Genomic DNA, 16,397 nt, shown 5'->3' with positions numbered 1-16,397 from the left:
TGTCTAGCGTTTCTGATCATAAGTCCCAGCTGTTTGCGGGAAAATGGCCGCCCAACTACACATTCAGCACATACAGACTTCACACAGATTTTTTAGACTAAGCCTTGTTAGTCAACTCTGAGGTGAACGATGAAACCAAGCATACTCTTAATCAATTTGCCGCAAACGGCACTAGGGCAACGTCTGCCTGAATGTCATTTACCTTCGCAACGGTTATGGCAAATACATGCACGCTTATCTGTTGCGGGTCATTCCGTGGAAGTTGTGGATGCGGATTTTTATACGATGAATCTTTTCAATATCGTGCGGGCAATACGGTGGCATGCACCGCAAACAGTTTGGGTGGTAGAACAGAATGATAGTGCCATGAGTAAGTTACTCCATACTCTGTTGCAGGCGACCATGCCACACCTCAGGTGGCGCACTGTCATCGATAACATCGGTTGATCTTCTGCAAAATTTTTTAGGAGGTCGTTCTATCGATGCGGATCGGTTGCAGAGCCGATCACGGGTTGTCCGTCTCAAAAATGCTGACGGGGACGGCTAGTAAGCCTGGTCAGATAGTTGGAATTATCCATCTGACCAAGCAAGTTTGTGGTGAGTGAGGCCAGCGCTAAATTGAAACGCTGATTGCGTTATTCACAAATCAGTTGATGCTAAGTTTCGTCGCCACTGTGATGGAATCGATGGCTTCGACTTTGGCGACCATACCACGCCATTGACCTTCTGCAATATGCCAAGAATAGCTCGTAGTATTCATGTTATTTGCTGTGTCAATGTGCTTCATCTTGCATGTGTTAAACGTACCAGCCGGAACGGTGACTGATTCTATTCCTAAGAACGTCAATGATTCAGTTGTCGTCTGATCTGGAAAATTCATAGGATTGCCTGCAATTTCCTGTTTGGTCGTAAACGTTTGTTGATATGCTTGATTCACCGGCAAGGAGAATGGGGTGCGCTCCGGTGGTGTCATGCTGTTGGTGACGACATAATTCGTGGTGGTATTTACTTTCACATTTAAGACGCTGCCATAGGTCAGAAATTCATCGTTGGTAATGACCACATAGGACTTCAGTTGACTGATAGTACCCGCGGCGATGCCAGTGAGGGAAATCGTATCCGCAACCAATTCTTGAGTCGTTATTCCCTTAAAAGTTGTATTACCATTGACTGTATAGGTCACCACAAAACTTTCGGTAGCACCAGTACTCGCTATAGTCGAATTCATTTCAGTACGAAATACGGTTCCTGCTTTATATAAATTGGCGTTGAAACAATCTCTGGAGTTGCCGGTGCCAGACCCAGTTGGTGCTGTCATCAATAAATTGAAATTAGTGTCGGTCAGATTCACCAGTGTTTTTGCTGCGGCAGTATTGGTTGCAGTCACTAAGGCAGCGATGGCGACACCTTTACTAATAGAATCATTAGGATTGACATAACCGAGGCCTTGTTCAATCGCGAAATAAGTGCCAACGGCGATTTTATTGTCGAGTAATTGCGGTACCCAGCCCCAAGTAGGGTTGCCGACAAAACTGTGTGCAGAATTGAGCATGGTGGTCACTAAGGTTCCCTTGCTAGCTTTGCCAGAAGTTAATTCACCCGCCCAATAATTCACGTCAGCATCGGGTGGTGCGTTAGTGCCACTGCGTCCCAAGACATTTTTGTAAATGATCTTCACAAATTCGGCATTCGTCATCGTACTGGAATAACCGGTTAAGGTCGGATATTGGACCGCCGCCGCATAGAAATTATTCGCCAGTTGATCGACCGTCATACCCGCTTTCATTTGCTGTATCCAATACCCAAGCCCATCGGCATCGGGAACGCGATTGAAGAAGGCTATATACAGTTCTATCAATGTACGCAAATTATTTGCTGACAAGGTCTTGGATTGTTCACCGATCGTCAAGTTCACGGACATATCAGAAAACAGTAAGCTAGCGTCTGCCGCGACCTGTACTGCGGCGGCAATGCCTTTCAAATCACGTATCTCAAAGCCAGTGGCAGTACGTGTAATCAGATAATTATTGCGTGAATTAGGAAAGCTCACTGTGGCGCCAGGTGCTGCTGCCATCGGTGCCGCCTGTAACTTGAGGCTGCCATCAAACTGAACGGATTCGCCACCGCATGCGCTCAACATGAGCGCCAGCATCAATGCGATGAGGGTGCTTGGACGAAGTGGGTGGAGGTTGAACATACCTGGTTACCTTTCTAGTATAGGTCTGCAAGGTAAATTAACTTGCCGAGCATGCAATTAAAAGATGCTATTGTAATGTAAGCATGTTTTGTAATAATGCTTTTTATTTAATTGAAGTGTGAGTGGCTGGTTTTAGCCGATGTTCGGTTAGCTCGACTGTAGAGTGCAACTTGCAGAATTGTCTCTCGCCTCACCACCGGCTTTGTTCTACAATGGCCCCAACTTATTTGAACACTTTCGTGACTTTTCATGGCAAGACTTCCCCGTCTGGTAATCCCGCATCAAATTCATCATGTGACGCAAGCAGGGATAGATGGCAAAACCATCTTCGTTGATAGCGCTGACTACCATATTTTTTTGAATTGGCTGAAACTAGGTGCTAAGCAATTTGCTGTGCAGATTCATGCGTATGCTATTTTGCCGGATCGCCTGCATTTACTTGTCACGCCAGAGGATGAACTTACGCTAGGAAAAATGATGCAGTGGCTGGGGCGTTATTATGTGCCGTATTTCAACGCTAAATACAAACGGCATGGCTTGCTGTGGCAAGGCAGATTTAAAGCTACAGTGCTGGAGGCGGCGAGTTACTTTTTGCCGTGTTGCGTGATGATAGAAGAGATGCCGGTACGTCAGCATCTGGCATCAAGCTGTGATACCTATCCCTGGTCGAGTTGTCAGCATCATTTAGGGATGTGTTCTGACCCATTGGTCGCTGATCATGCGATGTACTGGGCTTTGGGAAACACGCCATTTCAGCGCGAAGCCGCCTATCGTGAACTGTTGGAAAAAGGCTTATCTTCAGTCCATTTCAACGCTATCAATGAGGCGACGAACAAGGCATGGCTATTAGGGTCTGATGCATATAAAGCCGAAATGGCGAAACTCACAGAACGTCGAGTGGAACCTGTGGCGCGTGGCCGGCCACGAAAAAAACTGCCTGCGCCTGCCACGGTCTAATTCCGATAAAAATCCAGATCGGTTTGTCGGGCGGGTGGTTAAGGTACTTCGAGGTTTAAGCCCATTATGAATGACATGGCCTCGGAAAGTGTCGCTTGTCCACCCTAGGCAAATTTTGCATCAGGGTGTTGATTAATCACCGACTAGTTGTACCGCATCGATCACTTTATAACCACGTTCCATGTTGTTGGCAATGCTAATTTTGACGGCTTTCACTTTGTACGAAGTGCGGTCAAAGTTGCGTACAAACCACGTACGATTGCCGCGTTGGTCACGGCGCTGGTCACTGATTCCATCCCATACCGTATTCCATTTTCCATCGGTACCCTGTATTGCAATTTTGTTGATTGCTTCGACTCCCGCACCATTTTCAAACACCACCCGCACCGCAGTCGCCGATACGGGTTTTTCGTAGCTCGTTTCTAGCCAATCAAATCCAATATCCTGATTATTATTGGTCCAGGCTTTGCCATCGACGCCACCTTTTACGTTAGTCACTGCGTTGACTGATGATGCCCCCGAGCTCGTATCATCGCCAAACGTCGTGCTAGCTTTTGCGCCATTCGCCCATTGCCCTTTGCTATCGTTGATGTAGTTGTCTTCCATTGTTGCGTATTCCATTAAGGCTTTTTTCTTTTCCAGTTCTGCCTGTTCTTCAGTTTGCTCAGCTGAACTCACTGCGCTGCCTTCACTCGCTTTATTGTTCTTACTATGTGCAGCGCTGGCTATACCCGGGGCTTCGGCGTTTTGGCCAGCAGCTGAAGCGGCGGCATTGGCTGAAGCTTCTGGACCTTTTTTATGACAGGCTAGGAGAAAGACGCAACTAATGGCTAACAATAAGCTGGAAGCTTTTTTCATGGAGAACTCATTTAAAAAAATAAAAATGAAAAATCATGCAGAACTGGCATGATGCGAAAATCCCATTTTATGCGAAATCACCTGTGTTGTGCAGACAGTCTTTTGAGGCTAGTATCAAACTCAATTTTCTGTTGCCACAGTGATGGATGGTGACACGTCGGATTTCATAATTTTCTATAAGCGGGGCAGCATGAAAAATTCCTTGTTCTCATTCGTTTTTTTATTCGCCATATCCTCGGCCGCTATCGCACAAAAGCCAGCCGCAGATTTGATCATTTATCACGCAAAAATATGGACAGCCGATCCTGCTAAAACACATGCACAGGCATTGGCGGTGCTCGGCGATAAAATCGTTGCAGTGGGTTCTGATCAACAAGTGATGCATTGGCGCGGTTCAAAAACCAAGATGATTAATGCGAACGGCAAGCGCGTCATGCCGGGCTTTAATGATGCTCACGTACATTTTGCGGATGGTGGCAATTCACTCTCAGAAGTGAGCTTAAAGGATGCCACCTCGACGCAAGAATTTGCACAACGGATTGCAGCGCATAGTGCAAATTTACCCGCTGGTGAATGGGTATTAGGTGGCAATTGGGATGATCAAGCCTTCACTCAACCAAGTCTCCCGACGCGCCAGATCATCGATGCACGTGTGTCCGAGCGTCCGGTCTTCGTGACGCGCTATGACGGCCACATGGCTGTCGCTAACTCTGTCGTGTTGAAGCTCGCAGGAATTAATAAGGACACGCCCGAATTACCGGGTGGTGAGATCGTGCGGGATGAAGACGGTAACCCCACCGGCTTACTCAAAGACGCGGCGATGGATTATGTCTTTAAAGTGATGCCCGAACCCAGTCCAGAAAAACGTCTGCGGACTATCCGTGCCGGTTTGCAACTGGCGGCGCAACTGGGCGTCACCAGTTTGCAGGATATGAATCCACCTTACGCGGATATCGCTGCGTATGCAGAACTGGCGGAGCGAGGTGAATTGAGTTCCAGAATGTATGTAGCACCGATGCTGTTGCAAGGCGAAGATATTCGTAAAATAGGAATCCGTCGTGGCTTTGGCAGCGACTATTTACGTATGGGGGCCTTGAAAGCGTACGCTGATGGTTCACTTGGCTCGAGTACTGCGTATTTTCATGAGCCTTATCTGGATGCGCCGCAGACACGTGGTTTGCTTGCTGCGGAAATGCAGCCCATCGACGGTATGCGTGAACGCATGATACTCGCGGACAAAGCCGGTCTGCAGCTATGCATACATGCGATTGGCGATGATGCGATAGCCGCGATACTTGATTTGTTTGAAGACGTCATCAAAATTAACGGACCTCGTGATCGACGTTTTCGTATTGAACATGCGCAGCACGTGGCGGAAAAAGATTTTGCACGCTTTGGTCAACTTGGTGTCATTGCCTCGGTGCAGCCTTATCATGCGATTGACGATGGTCGTTTTGTTGATAAACGTATCGGACAAGCCCGTGCTAGCAGAACCTATGCTTTTCGCAGTTTCTTGCAACACGGTGTGAAGCTCGCGATCGGTACAGATTGGACCGTCGCACCGCTCGATCCTATGAGTGCGATTCATGCGGCGGTGACGCGATCTACCTTGGATGGGCAACATCCGCAAGGTTGGTATCCAGAACAAAAATTAACAGTCGCTGAAGTAGTGCGCGCTTATACGATGGGTTCGGCCTACGCAGAATTTCAAGAGCATGTGAAAGGCAGTATCACCCCAGGAAAACTTGCTGATATAGTGATCTTATCGCGGGATATTTTTCATATGCCCGTACAACAGATTAAAGATGTGAAAGTTGAGCACACTTTGGTCGGAGGTAAGCTGGTGTTTTCGCGTTGATTTCTCGCGGCGTTTGATGCGAAAGACAGTATCGCGGTGTGAAAGGATGCGACGCGTGCTGAAACATCGCATCCTACTGATAGTTTAGCGCGCTGGCATCGGGTAGCTGGCAACACTGATATTGCCATCCTTGTCGACAGCTTGAACACCGAAGAATACATTATCTTTTGAAAGTGGCATCGAGACTGAAGTCACGTTGCCGACGTACTGACTTCCTTGCCACTGCGCCGCCGTAGTATCCCGCCATACAATTCGATAGCCTGCCAGATCTGGTTCTGCATTCGCTTGCCAAGTTAATTCTGTATGATTGTCCAGTTTTGCCGTGCGAATTTTCGCTTCTTGCGGAGCGGCAGGTGCTAACGCTAAGGTCGCCAAACTTGCTGCATTCACGCGTGCTACTTGCGCAATGTAATCAGGATCAATGAACTCTGGTAAATCACCGATTTTTTTATTGCCCTCGGTCCGTACATTTTGGTGCTGATGATTAAAGTCTTCCGCTGGTTCGGTAAAACGTAAGGCGGCAAATCCACGATCGAGGAATGGTGCATGGTCACCACCACGTAAGTAGCGGTCACGACGATTAACGATGTTGACCTTAAATCCTTTTACGTAACGCTCTCCAGCCTCCTTTACATGACGTGCTAGTTGTCGCGGTAAGGAATCGTTTTCTCCACCGGTTGCGATCAACGTGCGCATTTTTTCTGACATTTCTTTGGTAGCGGGTATGCCTTCTGCAAACAAGCGTACCTGAGAATTGTCGCGTTTTCCTTCTTCATTATATGAACTACCAATGATGTCATTGGTGAACATGCCTGCAATATTCAATTGCTTTTGCTTCGCTTGCTCAGCGTAGTGTGCGGAGCCATACAGACCTTGTTCTTCAGCGGCGACTGTCATAAATACTAAGGTCGCATCAAATTGATGACGCGCCATCACGCAGGCTAATTCCATGACTGCTGCAGTGCCCGAGGCATCATCGTTTGCGCCCGGTGAATCATTGATCGCGTCGGCATCATCGCTATTGCGTGAATCGTAATGTCCACTGACAACATACATGCGATCGCGCGACTCCGCTTGTGTTCCGGGTAGAGTTGCAACCACGTTGACGATCTCGGTCGGGCGCGATAACCGTCGGTCAATAGGATGTAGATGACTGTCAAGTGCTACTTGTAAGCGCCCACCCGCAGCCGCGCCACAACGTTCTAACTCGCTTTTGATCCATCGTCTTGCAGCTCCAATGCCGCGCGTTTCCGAGACTGTTTCTGACATGGTGTGACGGGTCCCAAAACTCACGAGCTTATCAATCGTCGCTTGAATGCGCTGAGGTGAAATTTCACGCAATATATCGTCAATTTGCGCCCGGCGCGCACCGATCTCAGGTGCTTTATAATCTGCTGCATAGGCAGCTCCCGTGGCCGCTAGCAATAAGGCGACCAGAGTTTTTTGTGGAAAATTAATGCGCATTTGTACTCCTTAGAATAAAAAACCAACCGGGTTAATGCAGCCAACCCGGTTGGGCCAAATAAAAAATCACGGTGACTTGTGATCGCTTACTTGAAACTATAAGCCGCTGTCAGATACACAAAGCGTCCACGTGGGTCGCCGTAGCTAACATCATAACCACCGAGGAAGTTAGACGTCAGATTCGTGTAAGGTGGAATCTTGTCGGTCAGATTCTTGATGCCCAGCGACAGCTTGGTATTACTCAAGCCGTTATACGCGAATTGCGCATCAAAAGTTTGATAAGCATCGACTTTGCGTAATGGAGAATCTACAGGCGCACGATTGCCACGTACATCGGTGTAACTCTTTTGATAGTTTTGCGAAAGCGATGCTGCAAACTTACCGATCTCATAGCTCAGGCTAGCATTGTGCTTCCAGCGCAATACCACACCGCCACTTGCATTCAGTGCGTTGTCCAATGAGCTGGTGTAGGTTCCGGCTGGGCCTTGCACATCGTATTTGTTCAGATAAGTTCCACTCATGCGAGCTGTCAAACGATCACCTGAAGTCAAACGCAAAGCATACTTCGCATCAAGATCAATACCTGCCATCTGCGTTTTAAACAAGTTGGCATTGGTTTGTAAAATGCCTGTAATCGGTCCCACACCGCTGGCATTGCCATCTGGAGTGCCACGACGAATAAAAGCTTCATATTGTTTCGCACGTTCTGAAGTGGCGAGGAAATAGGTGGATGACAGGCCGCCAACCACAATGGCATCTTTCAGGTTCACTCGGAAGGCATCGACGCTGATGGACAATTCTTTGATTGGCTCCAACAAAATACCAAAAGTGAATGACATCGATTTTTCTGGCTTCAAATCAGGATTGCCACCGGTGATGGTGGAAAACTGAAAACTACAATCGCCAGGCGCGCCGGTTTTAATGTCAGGACAGCGGATAGGATCACGGGTACCGTTGGCAGTCACACTGGTGGCTTGTGATGTGTACAAATCGGTCAGTGACGGCGCACGGAATCCAGTACCGACGGAAGAACGCAACATGAAGCTATTGGTCGGCTGCCAACGTACCGATGCTTTTGGATTGACGGTACTACCCACACCCTGATAGTTATCGAAGCGCGCGGCCACATCTAGATCCAGCTTACGCGCTAATGGTGCACTCACTTCAGCATAAGCCGAACTTACCTGGCGTGATCCAGTGACCGGAAAGGCATTCCCACCCAAACCTGCAATATCCCCAGTTTGAATCGCTACTGAAGGATTGTAGTTAAATTTTTCCTGACGTAATTCCGCGCCTAGCGCTAACGCCACAGGGCCGTTGCTTAGGCTGAACAATTCACGTGAGGCTTTCAGATCTAATGACGTAATCGAGGTCTTCGTGGTGTAACTTGTGCCGCGGAATTCAGCTTCTTTGACGGCGGTAAGTGCTGATTTATCGGCAGTTTCACCAAATGGATTGATTACACCGCTGTTGAAAATCGGCAGTACTTTTGAGTATTGTGCATAACCAGCCAACAATTCCTCATTCACTTTGCTTTCGCTATAAAGCACAGCAGAGTCTAATTCCCAACCTGACCACGTACCTCGAATGCCAGTCATAAATCGTGCGCTTTCGGCGTTATCACGCGTATTTCGTACACCATTCGCGACATCGCGATAATTCAACAACAAGGGCATACCAGCCATGCCATTTGCTGCCGCAAAATCTTTAGGATAGTACGGGCTGGTCGGAACCAAAACAAAGCCGCCTAAAGCCGATGCTGGTTTGGTAGCCAGTGATGGATACTGTGCCATCAACAATTTGTAAGCAGGAACGTAGGGATTCGTGGCGGTTGTGATCGCATTGTAAGCTAGCGGAACCTGCTGCGTGGTCGAGGTAATTTTGTTGTTGGTATAGCTGCCTTCAAAATAGGCTTCAGCGTTCGCGGACAGCGATAGGCGTCCATTGCTCATCAGGCTTGCCTTTTGAGATGACGGTTGAATCGCCACAAATGGACTGTTATCGTAGCTGCAGCGTGTCGTGGAATAGGGCGAAACCAATGACACAGGTCCACAGTTTGGAAGCATAGGGTTTTTTAAGACCCCGCTGCCGTACAAGGTGACGTTAGCAGGAAAGGTGATCGATGATAATTGATCGTTTTGTTCAGCGACATTCAGACGGTTCGCGAATGGGCGGTCAACACCAAAAATCGCTTCGGTCTTTTGCACATTGGCACCGAAAGTGATGTTGTATCCGTTCTCAGCAAGATTACCAAATCCGGCAAATAAGCTCGCTTTTTTATCCTTACCATTGCCGCCAGCCGAGGGTTGTCCGTAAGTAGCAGAGAGTTCTATTCCATTGTAGTCTTTACGGAGGATGAAATTCACAACGCCGGCGATCGCATCACTGCCATATACCGCAGAAGCGCCATCTTTCAGTACTTCCACACGTTCGATGGCGGATAAGGGAATGCTGTTGATATCCACCGAGGAACCGGCCGCACCCGCTGAGCCACCACCATACACAGACACGCGGCGACCGTTGACTAATACCAACGTACGGCCACCACCGAGCCCGCGTAAGGACACGGTCGCGATGTTGGCTCCACCATAGCCAGACGCATTGGCGGCAGTCGTTGCACTACCAGCGCTACTGAGTGAACTCAATTGTTTGACTAGTTCTTCGGTGCTTGAAGCACCAACTCGGTCAATATCTTCCCGCTTCAAAATCTGCACAGGTAAGGCTGATTCTCCATCAATACGCTTGATGGAGGAGCCAGTCACAGTGACGCGTTCGATTTTGCTGTTGCTGCCTTCATTGCTTTGGGCGCTTGCGACTGCGGGTAGCAGTAAGCAAGCACCAAAAGCGGCGCTCAACATCGTGACAGAAGGTTTTAATTTGAATAATGGGCTAGACATGCAAGATCTCCTTTTTTTGGGCAGTTCTTTAAGAAAACTGAGTGGCTCTGGTGGTGTTTTTTATTGTGGTTTTATTGCCTCAGGGAAAATTATAGCTTTTAGTGCTTGCAATATTTTGCTATATTTATCCTGTGTAAATCATTTAATTAGCAATGAATATTCTAATAATGTGAGGAAATTGAAATGAAGAATGCGGGAGTGAAGCTAGATAGAACAGATAGAAAAATTCTTGAAGAATTGCAAGCTGATGCGCGCCTATCAAGCGCTGATTTAGCGGAGCGGGTCTCGTTGACGGCTTCACCTTGTTGGCGCCGCGTGAAACGCTTGGAGCAGGAAGGCGTGATATGCGGCTATCAAGCACGACTAGATTCTCGCAAGCTCGGTTATCAGGTCACTGCATTTATTCACATTTCCTTGGATAAAAATCAGACCCAGTATGTGCAAGAGTTTGAAGAAGCGGTGAAGTTGATACCACAAGTGCTTGCTTGTCATCGTATCTCTGGTCGTTACGATCATCAGCTCATGGTCGTTGCCGAAGATCTTGATGCTTATGGTCAGTTTGCCGAACAATTTATTAATGGCCTGCCGAGTGTTAAAGAGGTGTATACCTCGTTTGTATTGAAGGAAGTGAAAGCACCAGCGAATCCTCCTTTGCCGGCTACTTGAGTGACTTATTTAGGTTACTTATTTAAGTCACTTATTTAGGTTGTCTAATCAAGTCAACCAAGCCAATCATGATCAGTGCTGCTGTCGATCTGGCATTGTTCTCGCTTGATATCAGAAAACTTCATCACTCAATATTTGAGACAAATCAGCGCTAGCGCTAAATAAAAAGTCACCACAGCAAGGTGAAAGGACAAAACTCTCAATTGGCGTGGGTAGAGGATTTGCTTACCTTATCCTGTTGCCGTTAGCAGTAAAATTAATTGTTTGATTGACCCATGCGGGGTCCCTTTTGGCATGCCACAATTAAGTGCTGCAGGCGCTTAGTTCTGGTTTTGACTCGCTTCGCACTGGTAATCCAATGCAGAAGTGATTCCGATAAGCAGGGGGAAGAAGTTTGCGTTCTTTATCCGTCAGACAAACGGTAAAGTGAATTTCGCTTAGCTAAGCGATGAGTGTCTATCCTGCCAAATGTTAGACTTTAAGTACGCCTCGAAATCCACGCGCACCGTAATAGGATTGGGCACCATTATGATAAACAAAAACCTGATCGTAGCGACGATCACAAAACAAGGCGCCACCCAGCGTTCTGATCGAGGCTGGCGTTTGTATCCAGCTCGAGGTTTTTTTATCAAATTCGCCAAACTGCTGTAAGGTCCGATACTGTTCTTCGGTGAGCATATCGATGCCGATTGCTGCAGCCATATCGGTGGCGCAGTCTGCAGGCTGATGTTCCTTTCTTGATTCTAAGCCAGCACGATCGTAACAAAGGCTGCGGCGCCCGGCGGGACTTTCTGCTGAACAATCACAAAAAAATAATTCGCGACTATTCCCATCAAAGGCGATCACGTCTGGCTCTCCGCCGGTCTGTTCCATTGTCAACAGCACAGACAATTTTGCAGGATGTGCAGCAAGTTTTTCCTCCACTTCTTCCCATGTGATATTTCGATGGCGAGCTTGGTGCTGGTCGAAGCGTGCTTCGAGTGTATTGAGCAATTCTGAGTAATCTTTTTTTGTCATTTTGTCGATTCCTTTTGACTTCTTTTTTTGTGTCAGTAATGCAGGTTGAAAAGCTTGGCGTTGAAATATCCGCATCATACTTATTGCAAACCGGTGCGGCAAATGATTTGTAGTGAGAGTCTTTGTTGTAAAAAGGACGTTTCATTGCCATGTGGCTTATAGCAAAAGGGCGGCTTGCTGGAAAGGTGTTGACAGAGCAGTTGGCTGTTGGCACAGTGGATTGTAAGGTCGACTCGCGTGTCTGGCATTTGTCGGGTAATGTGGGCATGATAGAGATAACAGACATGACGAATTCAGCGTCAAAAAACGGTAACAACTCTCAGGTGATTCTTTGTATAGTTTGTTAAAACATAGTTGGAAGCGAATCGCATTTGCCGCGATGTTGAATATGCAACTGGTGCTGTTTTGCGCCGTGAGCTATGCCGCTTCGACATCGGAATTACGTTTTCAAAGACTTTCCTCACTCGGTGCAGATCAACTTTCGACTTTATCGTTGATACAAGACCGACAGGGGTTTATTTGGATAGGTACAAATAACGCTGGCTTGTATCGTTTTAATGGTTACCAAAGCGAGAAGTACCAAAGTCAGGCGACCAATTCCTCTAGTTTGCCGCATGACAGAATTTCTGCGTTATTTGAGGATAAAGAGGGACTGATCTGGATCGGCACCCAAAATGGATTAGCCCGTTTTAATGCCGACAAAAATAACTTTACCCGCTTTACACCTTCATCTGGCGTCAATAACCAACGTATCATTAAATCTATCGTCTCGGATGGCAAGGCTGGCTTTTGGTTGGCGACTTGGGGAGGTCTGCAACACTTCGATCCTGCAAGCGGCAAATTTAGCCTGTACTCACACGATCCGGCGAAACCCGACAGTCTTGCTACCAATGATTTAAATGCGATTGCAGTCGACCAGCGTGGTGGTGTGTGGGCTGGCACTTGGCCAGCAGGAATTGATTACTTGGCACCTGGCGCAACGGCTTTTCAACACTTTCGTATTGACGATGACAGTGCACCGGATTCTAAATTGAATATTGTCCGCTCTCTGTATTTGGATGCACAAAGCAATTTGTGGATTGGTACCGAAAATGGGGTAGTGCAATGGAATACCAATAACGACTGGTCACATCGACGGCGACTAGATAGCCCGAATAGTCGGGTGAATGCGATCTATGCTGATCATCATGGTGTGATATGGGCCGCTACATTGTCGGCTGGCTTATTAAAGTGGGATGGCGCGACCGGGCAGTTCAGGCAATTTGTGAAACAGGCCATTGATCCTTATAGTCTGCCTTCGGATGATGTCAGGGCAGTCTTGCATGATCGCGGCGGAATGCTGTGGGTCGCTACCTTAACTGATGGCATCGCTCTCACTAACTTGAACAGCACTGGTTTCAGACGCATTATCCCTTTTGATGCCGACGCGCAGAATCCCCGACCGAATAACTCTATAGGGCGAATTGTTGGTGCAGGTGAGGGACGGTTATGGTTGGCAAACAATAACGGTGTCGCTTTATTCGATCCCACAAATGGCAATGTACTGAAACAATTTCGTGCAGATAAGAAACGTAAAGGGGCGTTGAGTAACGATCTCGCGTATAGCTTGTATCAATCGAAAGATGGTCCACTGTGGGTTGGCACTTCAGTTGGATTGAATCGTCTCGATTCTTTGGAAAGTGGTTTTACCCTGATTCGATTTGATAGCATTGCGGATGACTATATCAATACCATCGCGCCGGGTGACGAAGGCATTTTATGGCTGGGGACAGGGAATAGCCTGATTCGTTACGATGTCAAAGAAAAATCACATACCAAATATTTTTCCGACCCGGCCGATCCTGATAGTCGCAGTGCTAAAGGTACGACGACAATCTTACAAGACAGCAGTGGTCGCTTGTGGGCTGGTGCTGAATGGGTAGGGGGAGGACTCGATCTTCTCGACAAAAAAACCAACAAGTTCCGACATTTTCGTCATGATGAAAATAACCCTTCCAGCATCAGTGCTGACAATATCTCTTCATTACATCAAGACGCAAAAGGGCGAATTTGGGTAGGTGCAGTAAACGGGCTCAATCAACTTATTACTGACAAAGAGGGCGCTATTAGTTTTCTGCATTACGACGCGAAAAACAGCGTGGGATCAGCAAAAATTGTGGCGATCGAAAGTGATTTGCAAGGCCAGCTCTGGCTAAGTACGGTCAATGGCTTGATACGCTTTGATCCCGATCGCGGCACGGCGGAGCACTTTACTGCGAGTGATGGGTTGTCGGATAATTTTTCGGGTGCATCGTATCGCGGTGCTGACGGCATCCTTTATTTTGGCGGTACTAAAGGAATGACGGCTGTCCATCCGAATGCGGTGGGGCGTCACTTTGCACCGCCACAAATCGCGATCACCGATATTAGTGTATTTAACCGATCGCTCAAATATGGTGAGCTACCGGCAGGCATTACGCTGCAAGGCTCAGTCACGGCACCGCAAGCGCTTAGTATTGCGCAACAGGAGTCCGTATTTTCTCTTGAATTTGCAGCCTTACACTTCACCAATCCAGCACAAAACCGCTACGCTTACCGGCTCGCCGGATTTGATCGTGAATGGGTAGATGTCGATGCTGATCATAGAAATGCCACTTACACTAATCTCAATCCCGGCGAGTATGTTTTTCAGGTCAAGGCGGCAAATGATAGTGGCCTTTGGAGTGAACAAATCGCTAGTCTGCCGATTTCTATTCCACCGCGTTATTGGCAAACTGTTTGGTTTCGCTGGTTGATGTTCGTATTGATCGTCGGGTTATTCGCGGGCATTTATCGGAGTCGGGTCGGCCGTTTGACGCGCGATCAAAGTCGACTTGAGTCGCTGGTCGCAGTCCGACTACAAGAGCTCACCGCACAGCAACAATTGAATCGCGACACCGCAGAGCGCATGCAAGCGATTTTGCAAAATGCAGCTGATGCGATTTTGACCGCAGACAAAAACTGGATCATCGAGTCTTGTAATCGAGCAGGTCTACAGCTATTCGGTTGGCGCGAAGATGAGATCAAAGGTAAGCCTTTTTCGACCCTGTGCGCCGAAGATGTCAGCGATACCTTGATGCAGCACGTGAGCAGTGATGACTTCTTACGTACAGGTTACAGCGAGATGGAGTTGCAACAAGTACGTGCTGATGGTGCCGTCTTTGTCGCCGACTTATCCCTGAGCGGGTTTGCCGATGCAGGACAACGTAAATTCATTTTGATCGTGCGTGATATTACCGAGCAAAAACGGGTAGAGCGCATGAAGACCCAATTTGTATCGACGGTCAGCCATGAATTGCGCACGCCACTGACTGCAATTCGCGGTGGTCTTGGTTTGATGGTATCCGGTGTAACCGGAACGCTTCCACCAGCCGCTGCTAAACTCGGACAGATTGCATTGAATAACGCTGAGCGTTTAGGCCGCTTGATTAATGATTTACTCGACATGCAAAAAATTGAAGCGAATATGATGGATTTCAATTTTCAGCGATTGCCGTTGTATGTTCTGGTCGCAGATGTACTCGAATCGAATCAGGCCTTTGCTCAGCGACTGGGTGTTTCCTTGGTCCTAGAAACGGAAATTCCCGCTTATTCCTTGCGAATTGATTCGGATCGATTTGCACAAATCATGGCCAATTTACTGTCAAACGCCTGTAAATACTCACCACCAGGAGAGCCGGTTAAGTTACGTTTGAATGTGAATGACAACGTATATGTGCGGATCGAAGTAATTGACCGTGGCCCTGGTATTCCGGCCAATTTTAGCGAACGTATTTTTCAGAAGTTTTCACAAGCTGATGCTTCAGACACCCGTGCTAAGGATGGTACTGGCCTAGGATTGACGATTGCAAAAGAAATGGTGGAAAGGATGGATGGTAAAATTGGCTTCTATACTAATCCATTAGGCGGCACGATATTTTTTGTTGATTTCCCTCTGTTTGCACTGGAGTCGTAATTCATCGAAGTTTGATGGTTACTGCTTATTGTCAATCAAAAATACGCTATCTAATATCAATCCAGCTTGAATCTAGTGGTCTTGATTGATATCCTGCCACCAGATATTCCAACGATATTTTCCTGTCGTCGCGCACCAATCTTATCGCCAAATCTGTCCTGATTCCTCCGTTGAAGAATACGCCAAAGCATGTATTAAAAAATTTCAGGACAAAAAATTCAAAAAAAAAGTTCAATTTTTAATTTTAAGAAATTGTTGAACTTGCATTTTTAAATTTAGTCGAACCGCACACAAATCAAGAAAACTTTCGCCATATTCTTGGCGTAGGATTATTTTTGTCGCAGATCTTTTTTGCGCCTCTACCCCAACGCCACATGCTTGTTGATCACAGGTGTCGTCTCCTTTTTTCTGCTGAGACTGCGCCTATTTTCGCTCGCCTACTGGAAGCGAGCGCGCTGCAAGATAGGTTTTATTCAGCACAAAAAAGCACATTAAAAAATAAGGAAGACC

Annotated in this window: 11 protein-coding genes; 5 read left to right on the top strand and 6 right to left on the bottom strand. The window is 47.4% G+C overall.

Going from position 1 to position 16,397, the window contains the following annotated elements:
- Nucleotides 1–129 precede the first annotated feature (129 nt).
- The gene (locus ACO0KW_RS08880) at nucleotides 130–447 is read left to right on the top strand and encodes a hypothetical protein (RefSeq protein WP_423052725.1); all 318 of its coding nucleotides are present in this window, start codon (nucleotides 130–132) and stop codon (nucleotides 445–447) included.
- Nucleotides 448–646: 199 nt separating this feature from the next.
- Here ACO0KW_RS08880 and ACO0KW_RS08875 read toward each other — a convergent pair whose 3' ends face one another.
- On the bottom strand, nucleotides 647–2,197 hold the full coding sequence (locus ACO0KW_RS08875) for a DUF4214 domain-containing protein (RefSeq protein ID WP_423052724.1): 1,551 nt from the start codon (nucleotides 2,195–2,197) through the stop codon (nucleotides 647–649).
- Nucleotides 2,198–2,446: 249 nt separating this feature from the next.
- Here ACO0KW_RS08875 and ACO0KW_RS08870 point away from each other — a divergent pair, with 249 nt between their 5' ends.
- On the top strand, nucleotides 2,447–3,154 hold the full coding sequence (locus ACO0KW_RS08870) for a transposase (RefSeq protein ID WP_423052723.1): 708 nt from the start codon (nucleotides 2,447–2,449) through the stop codon (nucleotides 3,152–3,154).
- 132 nt (nucleotides 3,155–3,286) lie between these two features.
- Here the strand turns inward: ACO0KW_RS08870 and ACO0KW_RS08865 are convergent, their stop codons facing one another.
- A complete protein-coding gene (locus ACO0KW_RS08865) occupies nucleotides 3,287–4,012 on the bottom strand; it encodes a hypothetical protein (RefSeq protein ID WP_423052722.1) in 726 nt (241 codons plus the stop codon).
- A 190-nt stretch (nucleotides 4,013–4,202) separates the two neighbouring features.
- Between ACO0KW_RS08865 and ACO0KW_RS08860 the strand changes: the two genes are divergently transcribed.
- Nucleotides 4,203–5,870, top strand: a complete 1,668-nt coding sequence (locus ACO0KW_RS08860) for an amidohydrolase (RefSeq protein ID WP_423052720.1) — start codon at nucleotides 4,203–4,205, stop codon at nucleotides 5,868–5,870.
- 84 nt (nucleotides 5,871–5,954) lie between these two features.
- Here the strand turns inward: ACO0KW_RS08860 and ACO0KW_RS08855 are convergent, their stop codons facing one another.
- Nucleotides 5,955–7,334, bottom strand: coding sequence for a M28 family peptidase (locus tag ACO0KW_RS08855; protein ID WP_423052718.1), 1,380 nt, complete (start codon nucleotides 7,332–7,334; stop codon nucleotides 5,955–5,957).
- Nucleotides 7,335–7,420: 86 nt separating this feature from the next.
- Nucleotides 7,421–10,231, bottom strand: coding sequence for a TonB-dependent receptor (locus ACO0KW_RS08850; protein ID WP_423052716.1), 2,811 nt, complete (start codon nucleotides 10,229–10,231; stop codon nucleotides 7,421–7,423).
- Nucleotides 10,232–10,414: 183 nt separating this feature from the next.
- Between ACO0KW_RS08850 and ACO0KW_RS08845 the strand changes: the two genes are divergently transcribed.
- Nucleotides 10,415–10,897, top strand: a complete 483-nt coding sequence (locus tag ACO0KW_RS08845) for an Lrp/AsnC family transcriptional regulator (RefSeq protein WP_423052714.1) — start codon at nucleotides 10,415–10,417, stop codon at nucleotides 10,895–10,897.
- 256 nt (nucleotides 10,898–11,153) lie between these two features.
- Here the strand turns inward: ACO0KW_RS08845 and ACO0KW_RS08840 are convergent, their stop codons facing one another.
- Both ACO0KW_RS08840 and ACO0KW_RS08835 read right to left on the bottom strand, forming a co-directional pair.
- A complete protein-coding gene (locus ACO0KW_RS08840) occupies nucleotides 11,154–11,252 on the bottom strand; it encodes a hypothetical protein (protein ID WP_423053449.1) in 99 nt (32 codons plus the stop codon).
- 116 nt (nucleotides 11,253–11,368) lie between these two features.
- Complete coding sequence (locus tag ACO0KW_RS08835) at nucleotides 11,369–11,914, bottom strand: DUF4256 domain-containing protein (RefSeq protein WP_423052712.1); 546 nt, start codon at nucleotides 11,912–11,914, stop codon at nucleotides 11,369–11,371.
- Between the two features lie 331 nt (nucleotides 11,915–12,245).
- On the opposite strand from ACO0KW_RS08835, the gene ACO0KW_RS08830 reads away from it, so the two are divergent.
- Entirely contained in the window at nucleotides 12,246–15,887 is a 3,642-nt protein-coding gene (locus tag ACO0KW_RS08830) for a two-component regulator propeller domain-containing protein (protein ID WP_423052710.1), read from the top strand.
- The last annotated feature ends 510 nt before the right edge of the window (nucleotides 15,888–16,397 follow it).

Source organism: Undibacterium sp. Ji22W, from assembly GCF_049340305.1.
GTDB lineage: Bacteria > Pseudomonadota > Gammaproteobacteria > Burkholderiales > Burkholderiaceae_D > Undibacterium.
Note: the sequence above shows the minus strand (reverse complement) of the source record. Positions and strands in the feature narration are given on the sequence as shown.

What these genes read in the sequence shown, in the direction of transcription:
- ACO0KW_RS08865 (WP_423052722.1), bottom strand. Translation starts at nt 4,012, where the DNA reads ATGAAAAAAGCTTCCAGCTTATTGTTAGCCATTAGTTGCGTCTTTCTC.
- ACO0KW_RS08855 (WP_423052718.1), bottom strand. Translation starts at nt 7,334, where the DNA reads ATGCGCATTAATTTTCCACAAAAAACTCTGGTCGCCTTATTGCTAGCG.
- ACO0KW_RS08835 (WP_423052712.1), bottom strand. Translation starts at nt 11,914, where the DNA reads ATGACAAAAAAAGATTACTCAGAATTGCTCAATACACTCGAAGCACGC.
- ACO0KW_RS08875 (WP_423052724.1), bottom strand. Translation starts at nt 2,197, where the DNA reads ATGTTCAACCTCCACCCACTTCGTCCAAGCACCCTCATCGCATTGATG.
- ACO0KW_RS08845 (WP_423052714.1), top strand. Translation starts at nt 10,415, where the DNA reads ATGAAGAATGCGGGAGTGAAGCTAGATAGAACAGATAGAAAAATTCTT.
- ACO0KW_RS08850 (WP_423052716.1), bottom strand. Translation starts at nt 10,231, where the DNA reads ATGTCTAGCCCATTATTCAAATTAAAACCTTCTGTCACGATGTTGAGC.
- ACO0KW_RS08870 (WP_423052723.1), top strand. Translation starts at nt 2,447, where the DNA reads ATGGCAAGACTTCCCCGTCTGGTAATCCCGCATCAAATTCATCATGTG.
- ACO0KW_RS08880 (WP_423052725.1), top strand. Translation starts at nt 130, where the DNA reads ATGAAACCAAGCATACTCTTAATCAATTTGCCGCAAACGGCACTAGGG.
- ACO0KW_RS08860 (WP_423052720.1), top strand. Translation starts at nt 4,203, where the DNA reads ATGAAAAATTCCTTGTTCTCATTCGTTTTTTTATTCGCCATATCCTCG.